Genomic DNA, 14258 nt, shown 5'->3' on the forward strand with positions numbered 1-14258 from the left:
TGGGAGCAAACCGCCGTGCCCGCAAGCTTTTTAAGTTTATTGGCACTTTAGCGGAACATTACAGCTCAAAAAAAATCAAAACTACAATGGATTAGAATGGGAATTGGGAATGGGGAATTGGGAATGGGGAATTGGGAATTGGGAATGGGGAATTGGGAATGGGGAATTAGGAATGGGGAATTGTTGACTGTTGACTGTTGACTGTTAACTAATGACTAATGACTGATGACGTTGGACGTTGGACGTTGGACGTTGGACTGATGACTGACGACTAATGACTACCAACTAATAACTAACTAATAACTAACAACCAATAACTACTAATCAATAACCAATAACCAATAACTACTAATCAATAACTAATAACCAATAACTAATAACCAATAACTAATAACTCATAACTAATAACTCATAACTAATAACTCATAACTAATAACTACTAATCAATAACCAATAACTAATAACCAATAACTACTAATCAATAACCAATAACTAATAACTAATAACTCATAACTAATGACCTATTTTCGCTCTGCTGTAATTTTGACATTAGGTTTTTTGCTGCTACCGCTAGCAGCGCGATCGCAACCTGTCATTCCGGCAAATGACGGCACTAATACTATTGTCAACCAGGAGCAAAATCGATTAGAGATTAGAGGCGGACAACTGTCTGGAAACGGCACAAACTTGTTTCACAGCTTCAGCCAATTTAATCTCAGCGAAGGTCAAATTGCTAATTTTCTAACTAATCCAAATATTCAAAATATTTTAGGGCGAATTTCCGGCGGCAATGTTTCCATCATTAACGGCCTGATTTCAGTAAGCGGGGGAAACTCGAATTTATTCTTAATGAATCCGGCGGGAATTGTTTTCGGTCAAAATGCGAGATTGAACGTGCCGGGGTCTTTTTTCGCCACAACTTCTACGAATATCGGTTTCGGCGATCGCTGGTTTAATGCGGCCGGAATTAATGATTATAAATCTTTACAGGGAAATCCCACTCAATTTAATTTTAATAACTCACAATCTGGGATAATTGTCAATGCTGGAAACTTAGCAGTTGGTAGCGGTAAAAATTTAACTTTGTTGGGCGGTACTGCGATTAATACCGGGCAATTGTCCGCCCCGGCCGGTCAAATTACGGTGGCTGCTGTTGCGGGAAGTAATACAGTCCGCATCAGTCAGAATGGTAATTTATTGAGTTTAGAAATTACTCCGTCTTTGCAGTCAGACAAATCGGCGATCGCCCCAGTTACTTTACCTGTGTTGCTGACTGGCCCGGGCGTAGAGTCAGCCACAGGTTTAACGACTAACGAACAAGGTCAATTAATCCTGACTGGGGGCCAAACAGTGCCGGTAAATGCCGGAAGCGCGATCGTATCGGGTGCTGTAAATGTCTTTGCACCTTCTGGCGCAAGAGGCGGCACAGTCAATATTTTAGGGTCAAAAGTCGGACTGTTCGGCGCAAATATCAATGCTTCCGGGACAGATGGCGGAGGAGTCGTGCGCGTCGGTGGCGGTTTCCGGGGGGCGGAACCAGTGCCAAATTCCCTGGTAACTTATGTTAGTCCTGATTCTACGATCGCAGCAGACGCGATCGACCGCGGCAACGGCGGCACAGCGACAATTTGGTCAGACAATACAACTCGCTTCTTCGGCAATATTACGGCTCGCGGTGGCACAGCAGCAGGTAACGGCGGCAGAGTGGAAGTTTCGGGTAAAAATGCTCTAATTTTCCAAGGAGAGGTGGATACCCGCGCGCCTAACGGGGCGATCGGCAATTTGTTGGTCGATCCGGCAAATATTGCGATCGTCAGCGGTAACGGCGAAAACAGCCCTTCATCCTCTGCTGGCGGGGAACTCCAAGCCACAGAATCACCGACGGAAACATCGATCTCAGAAGTGCAGTTAGAACAGATGGCGGCCGGCAGCAATGTAGTTGTAGAAACCCCCGGCTACATCACCCTCCAAAACTTACCCGACAACAAACTCGCACTGCAAGCGCAAACCGGAGACAGCGTAACATTTACCGCAGGCGGAGTGTTTTTTGTCAATGACCGGAAGGATGTCATCGAGACTCAAGGCGGCAATATCAACATTTTCGCCAGCAGCATCTCTCTGGGCGGAGTCAACGCTAACGGCGGCAATATCGCTCTGACTGCTAACGGCATTGACTTCAGGGGCGGCAGCAATTCCGTCAGCAGTGCGGGGGGAACAATTAGCTTGCAACCCAGCGACGGCCGAGCAATTCGGGTGGGCGGGACTGGCGATATTTTAGGGGTTTTGGACTTGACGGGAGGGGATCTGGGTGCTTTGGCGGCGGGTTTCGGTTCGATCGTGATCGGGCGCGCCAACAGCAGCTCGATCGCGATCGTCGCACCGATTACCTTCAACAGCCCGTTGACACTTCAAGGCAGTTCGATCGCGATCGACCATCCCCTGAGAACAACCGGCAGCGCTAGCTTGACACTCGACGCGCCCCAAACGGAGATCGGTGCCAACATCGCCGCACCGGGCGCAGATATCGCTTTTACTGGCAACCTTTCCCTGAATGCTGATGCAGCTTTGGGCGATCGAACTACCGGCAGCATTTTGTTCTCCGGCAGCCTAGACGGAGCTCGCGCCCTCAGACTTGACGCAGGGCGAGTCCGGTTCGGCGCGACAGTGGGTCAAACTGCACCGCTGGCGAGTTTGACTGTAAACGGTGGCATTACCGAGATATTTGGGGCGATCGCCACATCTGGCGACATCACTTTCAAAAGTCCCGTCACAGTCGATCGCCGCAGCACAATTTCGGCCAGTACCGGCAACATCACTTTTGCCAGTAGCCTCGACAGCATCCAAGGCCGGGCAAATAATTTGACGCTGCGCGCTGGCGGCAACATTACCTTTACCGGCGCAGTTGGTCAAAGTCAGAGGTTGGGCGTGCTCTCGGCTGATGCTGCTAGCGTGACGGCTACTTCCCAAATTGCAGCCCGCATTTTGAGCGTGAACGCGCGAGATTTTGCTACCATCAGGGGGGACAGCACGGCCGCTTTGGGAGCCGATATCAAGGCAGGAAATGTACTCTTAGAGGGTAATTTAAGGACGGATGGCGGCAATGCGAACTTGCAAGCTTTGGATGAGGTTCGGACTGGCAATATTACCTCCAACGGCGGAAGCATTCGGGTTGAGGGAAATACTGTTGCAGCAGGGGCGATCGACTCTTCGTCAGCAACGGGAACAGGTGGCGCGATCGCCCTCAAAAGCAATGCCGGCTCTTTAACTGCGGGAGGTTTGAACTCTTCGGGGGCGATCGGCGGCAATATTGCCCTCACCTCGCAAGCCGGCATTTCTACTCTCGATCTCAACTCCAGCGGCACTCAGGGAAACGGCGGCGCAGTCTCTCTGAGCGCGATCGGTAACATTCAGTCGGGCTTTATCAACGCTAGAGGTGGCAGTGTTGATGTCACAACCCTCGGTTTGTTTCGATCGAACAATGTTTTTCAGGATATATCCGGCAATCTTGCCAGTATTTCTACTGCAGGAGGTACAGGAGGCGGGGCGATCGCAATTCGGCACGGAGGCGGTAGCAATCGACCATTTGTAGTTGGCGGGGCGATCGACAACGGAACTCAGGGAAGCATTAATGCTGGCGTAGAAAACGCCATTTTGCCTAGTTTTTCCTTTGGGCAAACTTACACCCAAGGAAGTTTACAAAACCAGATTTCCCTAATTACACCGGGCGCGCGCCCTACTCCTCCACCAATCCCCGAACCAATTCCCGAACCAATCCCCGAACCAATCCCCGAACCAATCCCCGAACCAATCCCGACAGCGCCTCCAGTGCCGATCGATCCAGAGCCGGAGCTGTCATTTCCTGCATCTTTGCAAGTACAATTGCGCTCCTCAAATCAAAATACAAATTCCCCAATTAGGCCGGAGTTTTTCGTTCCTTCTCGCAAATTAGATGGAGCAGTAACTGGTATTTTAGCCTTTGAACAAATTTTTACTAGCGAATACGAAAAATATCTGAATTTACCTGCCAGAAAGCCGATTACGAATATGTCGGTAATTTACGAAACTCTTCGCAAAAACGAAGAAATTACCGGGGTAAAATCTGCAATAATTTATATGAATTGGGTCAGCGGCTCGGACGGAGCAGCCCAACAAAATGATTCGGTGCTGGTGGCAAGTCAAGATTTATCTAATCTATTGCCTGTTAGAAAAAAACTCAGCCCGCAGCCTCCCCAATCGTTAGAAGATGGGTTGATGGAGAAGTTGCCAACAGGTACAGAAATTTCCGATCTTCCTACCGGCGAGCATTTAGAATTAGTGTTAGTCACAGCTAACGCTCAACCGATGCGCGTTTTAGTTTCGGCGACAACGCGCTGGCAGGTACTGCAATTAGCCGACGCTTTGCAAACCGAAATCACTAATCCTAGAAGAAGAAATAGTATCAGTTATTTGGATGCAGCTCAAAAACTTTATCGGTGGTTAATTGCGCCATTTGCAGGAGAATTGGCAGCTTTAAAAATTAATAATTTAATTGTAATTCCGGCAGCGGGTTTGCGAAGTGTGCCGTTTGCTGCTCTTCACGATGGCAAACAATTTTTAGTTGAGAAATACAGCTTGAGCGTGATGCCGAGTCTGAGTTTGACTGATATCCGCTACGACAATATTACTGACGATGAAGTGTTGGCGATGGGGGCGTCGGTATTTAAGGATAAAGCGCCATTACCGGCGGTACCGGTGGAGTTAGAGTCGATCGCCCCGCCGACGCGCGGAAAATCATTTTTGAATCAAGATTTTACTCTCGCGAATTTGCAAGCTCAACGGGCCAATCAACCTTTTGGAATTATTCACTTAGCAACTCACAGCGAATTCCAGCCAGGGGAACCGAAAAATTCTTACATTCAGTTGTGGGATACTAAATTGCGCCTCGATCAAATGCGGCAGTTGCGGTGGAATGAACCGCCAGTGCACCTGTTAGTTTTAAGCGCGTGCAGTACCGCTTTGGGCGACGAAGAGGCGGAGTTGGGGTTTGCGGGTTTGGCGGTAGCTAGCGGTGCGCGATCGGCTTTGGCGAGTTTGTGGGAAGTCAGCGATGAGGGGACTTTGGGGCTAATGACGGAGTTTTACCGGCAGTTGCGGACTCCCAGAAGCGGTGGTAATTTGATGATTAAAGCCGAGGCTTTGCGGTGGGCGCAATTGCAGATGTTGCGGGGGCGGGTGCGGATTCAAGACGGGATGCTGCGAGTTGAAGGGCTTTCTGAGGCGATCGTTTTACCTCCTGAAATTGCGGCCAGGGGCGATCGAATGCTTTCCCATCCTTATTATTGGGCTGCTTTTACAATGATTGGCAATCCTTGGTAATTGGCCATTGGGAATTGGGCATTGGGCATTTTCCCTAATGACTGATGACTGTTGACTTTTGACTGTTGACTTTTGACTTTTGACTGTTGACTGTTGACTGTTGACTGTTGACTTTTGACTTTTGACTGTTAACATCATGTATGAGTGCAACCGGAATTGATATGACTAATAACCAATAACCAACAACCAACAACCAACAACCAATAACCAATAACCAATAACAAATAACAACTAACAAATAACAACTAACAACCAACTCTTCTTCCTTAATCTTCTTCGCTATGCTGGAAATGCCGCGCAACTTCCTGATGACATACGTACCAAAAATACAAAGCCAAATTCAGAAGAGCTAATAACTTAGTGCCATCTTCTAACATCGCGTGCAATCCTGTACTTGGAGAGTTTATAATATCCTCAAGCCGCGAGATAGCAAACAACAATAATGCTAGGACTAATGGCAAGTAAGGAGTAGTTTTGATGTACTGCCAAAAATTAGATATGTAAAGAAAAATCCCACTCGCATAACATAAATAAATTATTTTTTTAGATATTCCCAGCCGAGTAAGAATCAAAGTCATCCGAAACCTGTCATCCACATACAAGACTCCCAGCAGTAAAGCACTAAAAAATAAGAAGATGGCCGATCGACTGCGGGGATCTTTTTGGCGCAGCAATCCAAAAGTAAATGCACAAATTGCCACACAACTGCACCCTAGGACTTCGGAAACTCCGGTGAGAATGCCTTCGTAAGGGAACCAGAAATTAAAAGGATCGCTAAACAGGCGTTCAACTCCGTCTCCCTTCTTGTTGAGTTTTGCGTAGACGCTTAGCCAGCCCAAAATCAGGACAGTCAGAATGTTGAAAGCAGCTAAAAACGGTACAGTAAAAAAGTGTGTTTTGAAATTTTCTAAAGAGTTTGAAAATTTGGGAATTTTATCTAATAAAGACCGACGCTTCATAAAAACTATCTCCAAGCAATAGGCTTAGTTACTGATTGAGCTGCAGCCAAAGTACAAATGTAGTGCCGCGATCTGTTGGATATAAATGAGTTTCTGCTGGTGGCAGCCATTCGGGATTTACTGGAGAAAATACTTCGATTTCTCCTTGCATTTGGCGGACTAAATCGCGGGCGATCGCCAAACCCAATCCGGTGCCGGGAATTTCTGTCTGCGCTTTTTCTCCCCGGTAGTGCCTCTCAAATAAATGTTCTAAATCTTGGGGTGGAATCCCGGCACCTGTGTCGCTGACTGCCACTGCGACGGCAGGTAATGGGCGGTGTGTTGCCCGATCGCCATTCGCTTCCTTGTGCCTTACTTTAATATAAATTTGGCAGCCGGCAGAGCTATATTTCAAAGCATTGTCAATTAAATTGCTCAAAACTTCGCGCAAAGCTCGATCGTTCGCCGAAACTGGCGGCAAATCCACCGGAATGTCGGCTACCAATGACAGATGCCTTTCAGATGCGATCGCCCGGGCGGAAATTAACAGCGGTTGTAGTACCAATCCCACAAAACAGGATTCTTCCAAATTGGCTGCTGGTGAAAGCGACAGAGAAGAATGCGACATTAATTCTAAATTGGACACTGCTTTTTCTGAAGTGCCAAATGGGAGTCTGAGATTTGCTTCGCCTGTGTCAAGGGTGCGATCGAACTCGGCGAGCAAGTCTTGCAGCCGATCGCTCTCTCGGACAATACTAAAAGCCACATTGCGATTTCTGTCTTCCGGTACCAGCCTGCGCGCCAACAGCTTACCAAAAGTTCGCAACGCTGTCAGCGGACTTTTGAACTGGTGCAGCAAATTGTGCATCGTATCGTACACCTGAGTCTGGATTTGCCTCGCCGTGCCCAATTCCTGCTGCATCCACTGCGATCGCTGGTCTAAAATACAAGCCAGGGTCAAGGTGCGAGCAATTTGCTGCATTTGAGCCTCCTCTCGATCGTTCCAAGGCCTGTCTTGCCTGCCGCACACCAGGAGTCCCATTACAACTCCCTCGTGTACCATAGGCGTCACAATTTGCCGGCGTTGCTGCCACACATTCTCCGGGCCTTGACACCGATCGTTCCGCCGCTGATTATCCGGGCTCTGCTCGGGCGCGATCGCCCCCACCGTTGATTCTTCCACAGGAAAAGCTGGCGCAGCCAGCCGCGGCACTGGTTTGGCTGTCGAGTTTTCGGAAGATTGCAGCCTCAGCCCCAGATTTTCTTCCGATTCGGCTGATGTTTCTGGGTAAACCGCGATCTCTACCAACTTTGCTGCGCTTCCGGGTACGAGCTCTTGTGTCAGGTATACCGCGCTGAATGTCGCTCCCAAACTGACGGCGATCGCCACCTGCGATCGGCAAAGCTGGACAAATTCGGAACTGGCTGGCATTAACATGAGCGCCACATTAAGATATCTAACGGAATTCTAAGTCAATTACAACTGGGCCGGTGCCGATTACAGATGAGAAACTTCTAAATTTCTGGTGTCTCCGCTTTGATGGAAGGCGGATAGGTTCAAAGCATTCGGCTTTCACAAACAAAAATTGCTTAAAAGTAAAGCCCCGCCTGCATACTTTCCACAGATTTCCCAGCTTGGCTGCTGCCGGAACTTGCGGCCTACATTACCACAACTGGTGCATTTTGTCGATCGGCACGAATGTTAAGATTGTGTCGATATATTAAAAACCGTTGATTTTTTGAGCTAGAAGGGATATACTGGCCTCGGATTTGGTAGCTATGATTACCTAAAAAATCGATCTCAAACCCCGTCCGATCGGGACGGCTTTGATGATTGAATCATATATTGTTGATTCGCCAGATGTAAAAATCCGGTCTCAACTCTAGCATCCAAAAAATCTCAAATAGGTTGGGGCATCAACCTGGGGCTCGGCAAGATCGGACAAGCCGTGCTTGAGGAAAGCTGTTAGAATCCAGAATCCCCATTTTTTTTAGGGATGGGGAGTATGTCAAAACCTGTCTGTTCATACTGTCTGCTCATACTGTCTGCTTACAGAGGAGGTAAAGAAATTGGCCAGGAGACGCAAACGCAAGAGTCGCCGCCGACAAGAAGGACGCAGAATTTTAGAGTGCGTGCCTCAATATAGCATCGAGAGCGGCGAAGATAAACCCGTAACAGCGGCTCGCAAGTTCATCCATGCTGAAGGCATTGCTCCCCCTGCTTTGCTGTTAGTCAAGCGTAACGAGCATACCACCGACAGATACTTCTGGGCTGAAAAAGGTTTATTCGGAGCCCAATACGTAGAAGAGAACCATTTCTTGTTTCCCAGTTTAAAGGTAATGCTGGAAACAGCCGCAGAAAAAATTTCTGTGGTGTCCGCCCGCGCATAGGTCAAAATGTTGAGTTCAAAACATTGACAGCAATGTTTGTCTAGCTCTTTTAACAAAAGTGCGAGAGTTCTCATTGTCTGGAGAGTGCTGGCTGAAATTTACGCGAAAAGTCCTTAAGAATACAGAATAAGGGTATAAGGCTCCATCGCAACAGGATACTCGCCTGCAACGGGCGATCGCCACAGCGCGCACTCTCAGGATAATGGTTTTTTTAGACACTGCTCACGGATACAAGCCCCGCAGGGCTGTCGTGGCTTCAAATTTTAGACGAAAATTCAAATTCCCAGATTCATCTATAGAATAAATCGAAAATCTCGAATCTAAAATCGACTGAGTGTTATGTCGATCGAGCTTTCGGACTCTTTGAGAGAGCCGCAAACATTCATCGGTTGGTCGGCTAGAACTTTAAGCACGGCATCTAGCATATCAAAAAACGTTCCACACCAAAATTTTAATATTCCAGCGGTTTTAAATCTAAAGCTTTTTGCATAGCTGCTAGTTCATCGCGGTGAGCTCTGACAGTAACCAGGCTCTTAGTTTGGCTTCCCGACTCAGCAACAGATTCGAGTTTAAGGGAAACTTGCTCCGAGCGTCCAGCTTTTTTCCAGTAAAATATTCCCGCCAGCGGTGACAGCAGTACCAAAGCTAGGAAAATTTGACCTTGCTGGGGAAGTAGCATTCCCAAAAGCAAGCCCAAGGACAGAGTGCCGCCTGCACTCAGCAAAGTGAGAAAAATAGCTAAAAACCAACTAGGCCGCACAAAACCTTCAAAAGTGACTTTATAGTTTGGGGCATCGACGGCTGCAACTCGGTAAGCTCTAGAAGCAAAATACTCTTGTAGCTGGGTTAAAAGTGACTCTTGGGGGCGAGGCGAAGCAAACTTGATTTGTTCGATTCTTTCTTTGACTGAGGCCTTGATGAAGAAAAACAAGCCTACAGTCATCAGCAGGGCGATCGTAAACGTTGAAGAAAGAACAGTAGTATCCATCGGTAGAAGTTTGTGTAATTGAAATTATCTACTACTACTTTACAGAACTTTACAGACAAAAGCGATCGAGGACTTACGCAGACACTTGCTTACCAAAATTACCAACAAGCTTTGTAGCAAGGTTTTTTTCTCCCCATCACCAAATTCTTATATCTCCCCACGCTTTCTAATTTTCAAGTGACAATGCGTAAGTCCTGACGTAGTGTAGCTGCTCTAATTCCTGTGCGGCGATGCTGGCAAAGCGAAGACAAGGAAGGCAGTTCGCTTTGCTAGTAGCGCCAGCATTTCAAGGGTTTAGGCATCCGATTTCAACAGCGGCTAACCCGTGTGACCAGTTTCTAGGGCGCGGGGGCGACGGCCAGACGCGCCGTTTCCCTGACCGATATACTCGTGCCACAGGCGAGCTAGGTCTTGAGCTTGGTGCCGCCACTCGGGGAGGATTTGATACATCCGGCGGGGGCGGCCGCGTCCTTCTACTTTTTTCCAGTAACCGGTGATGACGGCTTCATCTTCGAGGAATTTGAGAGCGCTGTAGAGGACGGTATCGGAAAGTCGGTAGATGGGGAATTCCCGCTCTAATTGTCCGATGAGTTCTGTACCGTAGGAATCCGATCGCAATAACACCGAGAGAATGTAGCACACTGCTAGTTCCTTGTTTAGATAAACAGGAGGGGGGTCTTGAAAAAATTGATAGATATGTTCAAATTTCATCTGTCTTGTCCGCTAGAAACTCTCGCGATACCGTCAGGTTGACGGGAGAGGAAAGCGGGGCGGGGTGTGCCGCTTCCTAAGAACTAAGTGGGAATCGGGGAAACAGAGGTGCAGTATTTCCCCAGTTGTGTTGATGGCCCGAAAGAGTTGTGCTGCACTTAGGTAATGTTTGCTTGCGCCAAGGTTGAGGAGCGCTCACATAACTAGGGTAACTTTCTTTCTCTTATAATCTATCGCAGCGGCTATTGCCGGCGCGGGCGATCGCACATCAGAATTGCGTTGGCTTTAGGGATTAGTGTTTCCGCTCAAACTCAGCAGCAGAAATTTCCCTAAACCCTCTACCTGCCTTTCCAAGCGGGCCACAGTTTGTCAGAGCAAGCCGGCTTTTTCGGGCCGAAACTTGCTTTTAAACCGGGCTCAGACCTAACATGGCGCGCAGGGTAAAAGTTAGAAAGACAAAAGTCGCTACAATCGAAGTAACCAGGACGATGGCTGTTGCCGGTCGATCGAGTAGAGGTTTGAGTCGCTCGAACAGGAAAAAGAAGATTCCGAGACAGACAGTAATCAAAAAACGGGGGTACCTAGAGACGTTATTAATGAAATCTTGCATGAGCGCAGATGGGGTAATTTGTTACAGCTCGATCGTTGACTGGTAACACTTGTGAGCGAGTTAGATAATTTTGGCACAGCCGGAGCTAAATCGGCTCCTCGGGCGATCGGGCGTTTTTGCCGGCGAGGCTGATATATATAATTCTAACGAATATTTTCGATCGGTCGATCGCTGTCTGTTTAATCCCACCATACCTCCCGTGACAAATGAGAGAAGTATGTATATTTAGTTGTAGTTGTGATAAATATTATAGGGCTGTTATTTCTAAGTAAATGTCTGCTGCCGCACCTTCTTTCGTCTTGCCGCGTCCTTTTCTGAAATGGGCTGGAGGCAAAACTAGGTTGATCGGACAATATCAACCTTATTTTCCTGAAAAGTTCACCACTTACTACGAGCCTTTTTTGGGCGGCGGAGCCGTCTTTTTTTACTTAGCACAACAGAACCCTTCTTTGCAAGCTGTGTTAACAGATATTAATCCTGAGTTGATTAATGCTTATCGCTGTGTCAGGGATAAAGTCGAGGAACTGATTGAGCTTTTGTTAGAGCACGCCTCTGAACATAGCAAAGACAATCAAGCCTATTATTACTCGGTGCGATCGCGCTCCTACAATACAGCTACAGAAAAAGCAGCACGGCTGATTTACCTCAATAAAACTTGTTACAACGGCCTCTACAGAGAAAACTCCAAAGGTCAATTTAATGTTCCGATGGGCAGATACAAAAATCCTAACATTTGTCAAGCCGATTTATTGCGATCGGTCTCCTCTTTACTCGCGCCCGCTCAAATTGAAGTAAGAAAATTCGATGAAATTTTGGAGTTTGCTACAAGCAGTAAAGACTTTGTTTATTTTGACCCGCCTTACTATCCGATTAGTGCCACAAGTAACTTCACCGCTTACAGCCGAGATAATTTCAAAGAATCGGAACAGATTAAATTAAGAGATGTTTTTGTAGAACTTGCCCAACGCCGCGTGAAAGTTATGCTGTCTAATTCTAACTGCGATTTTATCGCTCAAATCTACAGCGACAGTCAAGCTTTCAGAAAAAATCATCTCCCCAAACAAATTGAAATATCAGCATCTAGGGGAATTAATTCTAATAGCTACAAACGCGGTCTAGTCAAGGAATTATTAATAAGTTCAATTTAAATAAACACTCTTTGGAAGCCTCTACCTAAACATATTTGGTACGGCAGCCCGTGACTTCAGAAGCCGGGTCGATCGCCCCCATGCGTAAGCCCTGAAACTGTGACCTCAAAAATGCGGTTTCTTCGTAGATTTCAAGCTACTCAACGGAAAACTCGTAGAACAAGGGTCAAAAAATTGGCTAAAAAAAGGAACTATTACCTATTGATTTGTCTGGACTTCTGTGGTATATTTTAGATAATGGGAGTGGTAACTTAAATTTTATTTTTGCCACCACTCCCATTATTAAATTATACCTCCAAAAAACCTCACAGTCAAGGGTTTAACTCGAAAAAAAAAGGCGATTTTTTTCAATTTAATAAAATTAAAATATTTGAATTATGCGTTACCGCAAATCATAGCAGTTTCTGCAAAAAATGCAACTGTACTGTAGCGAAGGGAAAAAGGGCGATCGCGATCCGTAACGAATAAATCTTGATGTAATATCAAATCCTTTCTTCATCGGAAGAGTAAATTCAGGCGTTGACTGTTGACTGTTGACTGTTGACTGTTAACATCATGTATGAGTGCAACCGGAATTGGTATAATGTGTGATTACAAATATTTGTTTGCCCAGGTAATAAAACCTTCGAGCTTGTAAACCCCCAAAAGATTTTGATTGTCGGGAATTTGTTTTTTAAACCAGTCGATCGAACCTTGCCTCATCCCGTTGCCACCCACGATCACAATAGTGGGAACCCGATAGCAAGTTTTAATATTTAAATTGAGGTAGGGATACTTTTCATCAACAGATCCTTTGTCTTCTTGCCACTTGCACTCAACAATTAGACCGAGAGGAAACGAAGCAGAACTAACAATATAAAAATCGACATTTATTTCTGTTTCATAAATGCTAGACCCGATATAAACTTGTTTAGCATATCGCTTGTGATTTTGCGTTGAGAGCAAGAGCCAATCTAACTTGCGCTTTTTTGGCAACTCAGGACATATTTCGAGATATCCGTGACCTCTCAATGTACCTTCTACAGTTGCTTCTAAAACAAAACCAGTTTTATTGGCTCTACAACCCCTATTCATTTTGTTGGCTCCTGAATATAATGTGAATTAAGCCGATCGCACTTCAATCACTCCCCGGTCAAAAACCCGCTTGTCAGTACCGATAGAACTGACAAACATCCGGTCTTGATAGACATCAAACGTCGCAAAACTCAGGAGGCTAGCAGAATACTCCGTCCACTCAGAACGCCCCACCGGACGAGTACCCCCGCCCGCCCCGCAAATCAAATAAGTCGTACCGTCAATCGATCGGGTGCGTTCGTAGCTGTGCTCGTGTCCGTTGATATAAAGCTGCACGCCGTACTTTTTAAACAAAGGCGTCAAAGTCTTAATAAAAGGTTGATTCACTCCGTAGATACCAGAGGAATAAATCTGGTGGTGGCCGAACACAACTTTCCACGGTGCGGTGCTCTGACTCAACTCTTTTTCCAGCCAAACAAGCTGATTTTTCCAATCCGCATTGCGATTGGTATCTAATGCAAAAAACTGTACCGGATCGCGCCGAAAAGTATAGTAGCGGCCTTGCATATTAAAACCCGCATATTTAACTTGCGGGTCGCCGTTAGCAGTGCGGATGTCGTGATTTCCCAGACAAGCATAAAATTTTACGCCTTGCTGCAATAATGGCTGATAAGGCTTCTCGAAAACAGCATTAATTTGTTCAATTTCGCCGTTATTGTAGATATTGTCGCCGGCGAGAACAGCAATGTTAAAAGGATTTTCCCGGTGATATTGGGTCATCGCCTCAGCCACAGCATACTGACCTTGGGCCCCGGTACCGGTGTCGGCAACCGAAATAAAGCGTAAAATAGGCGGTGAGGCTGGCAATGGGACGATCGCCCTTTGGCCCTCAACATTAGAAGGTACAGCAGCATTCGCGTCTGTCCCCCAGGAAGTCCGAAGCTGAAGCATTTTCCAGACTCCGGTAAAACCTAAGCTGCTGAGACTGGCTAAAAATAGAAAGTGACGGCGTTTAAGGCTCATGATGATTCAGTTAGAACTAATAAAATGATAAATTAAGGCCCAGAAGGCTCAACTAAAATTTATCTTTAGATATATTAGAT

The 14258-nt window shown here is 46.6% G+C and carries 12 protein-coding genes; 4 read left to right on the forward strand and 8 right to left on the reverse strand.

The genetic code is table 11. From position 1 onward, the window contains the following. Positions 1–516 precede the first annotated feature (516 nt). The gene (locus tag QUB13_RS10075) at positions 517–5355 is read left to right on the forward strand and encodes a CHAT domain-containing protein (RefSeq protein ID WP_333380363.1); all 4839 of its coding nucleotides are present in this window, start codon (positions 517–519) and stop codon (positions 5353–5355) included. 34 nt (positions 5356–5389) lie between these two features. Here QUB13_RS10075 and QUB13_RS10080 read toward each other — a convergent pair whose 3' ends face one another. Genes QUB13_RS10080 through QUB13_RS10090 form a run of 3 tightly spaced genes read right to left on the reverse strand, consistent with a single transcriptional unit; the run spans position 5390 to position 7725 of the window. Further along, positions 5390–5611 carry a hypothetical protein gene (locus QUB13_RS10080; RefSeq protein ID WP_333380364.1) on the reverse strand — a complete coding sequence of 74 codons (222 nt, stop codon included), beginning with the start codon at positions 5609–5611 and terminating at the stop codon, positions 5390–5392. Between the two features lie 10 nt (positions 5612–5621). Further along, complete coding sequence (locus QUB13_RS10085) at positions 5622–6314, reverse strand: hypothetical protein (RefSeq protein ID WP_333380365.1); 693 nt, start codon at positions 6312–6314, stop codon at positions 5622–5624. A 28-nt stretch (positions 6315–6342) separates the two neighbouring features. Beyond that, on the reverse strand, positions 6343–7725 hold the full coding sequence (locus QUB13_RS10090) for a GAF domain-containing sensor histidine kinase (protein ID WP_333380366.1): 1383 nt from the start codon (positions 7723–7725) through the stop codon (positions 6343–6345). Positions 7726–8363: 638 nt separating this feature from the next. Here QUB13_RS10090 and QUB13_RS10095 point away from each other — a divergent pair. Next, positions 8364–8684, forward strand: a complete 321-nt coding sequence (locus QUB13_RS10095; protein WP_333088499.1) for a DUF3155 domain-containing protein — start codon at positions 8364–8366, stop codon at positions 8682–8684. Positions 8685–9135: 451 nt separating this feature from the next. Here QUB13_RS10095 and QUB13_RS10100 read toward each other — a convergent pair whose 3' ends face one another. From QUB13_RS10100 to QUB13_RS10110, 3 genes are all read right to left on the reverse strand, one after another. Then, a complete protein-coding gene (locus QUB13_RS10100) occupies positions 9136–9672 on the reverse strand; it encodes a cofactor assembly of complex C subunit B (RefSeq protein WP_333380367.1) in 537 nt (178 codons plus the stop codon). 318 nt (positions 9673–9990) lie between these two features. Then, positions 9991–10383 carry a PadR family transcriptional regulator gene (locus tag QUB13_RS10105; protein ID WP_194011342.1) on the reverse strand — a complete coding sequence of 131 codons (393 nt, stop codon included), beginning with the start codon at positions 10381–10383 and terminating at the stop codon, positions 9991–9993. 406 nt (positions 10384–10789) lie between these two features. Next, positions 10790–10993: a DUF751 family protein gene (locus QUB13_RS10110; RefSeq protein ID WP_194011343.1), complete on the reverse strand. Its 204-nt coding sequence runs from the start codon at positions 10991–10993 to the stop codon at positions 10790–10792. Between the two features lie 70 nt (positions 10994–11063). On the opposite strand from QUB13_RS10110, the gene QUB13_RS10115 reads away from it, so the two are divergent. After that, complete coding sequence (locus tag QUB13_RS10115; protein ID WP_333380368.1) at positions 11064–11222, forward strand: hypothetical protein; 159 nt, start codon at positions 11064–11066, stop codon at positions 11220–11222. 43 nt (positions 11223–11265) lie between these two features. Continuing rightward, positions 11266–12141 carry a DNA adenine methylase gene (locus QUB13_RS10120; RefSeq protein ID WP_333088503.1) on the forward strand — a complete coding sequence of 292 codons (876 nt, stop codon included), beginning with the start codon at positions 11266–11268 and terminating at the stop codon, positions 12139–12141. A 591-nt stretch (positions 12142–12732) separates the two neighbouring features. On the opposite strand, the gene QUB13_RS10125 is transcribed toward QUB13_RS10120, so the two are convergent. Then, the gene (locus tag QUB13_RS10125; protein ID WP_333380369.1) at positions 12733–13215 is read right to left on the reverse strand and encodes a PD-(D/E)XK nuclease superfamily protein; all 483 of its coding nucleotides are present in this window, start codon (positions 13213–13215) and stop codon (positions 12733–12735) included. Between the two features lie 27 nt (positions 13216–13242). After that, positions 13243–14178 (reverse strand): metallophosphoesterase family protein, encoded by a 936-nt coding sequence (locus QUB13_RS10130; RefSeq protein ID WP_333380370.1) that lies wholly within the window; start codon positions 14176–14178, stop codon positions 13243–13245. Positions 14179–14258: the final 80 nt, after the last annotated feature.

It is taken from the genome of Microcoleus sp. B4-D4 (assembly GCF_036705185.1).
In the GTDB taxonomy this organism is placed as follows: Bacteria; Cyanobacteriota; Cyanobacteriia; order Cyanobacteriales; family Microcoleaceae; genus Microcoleus.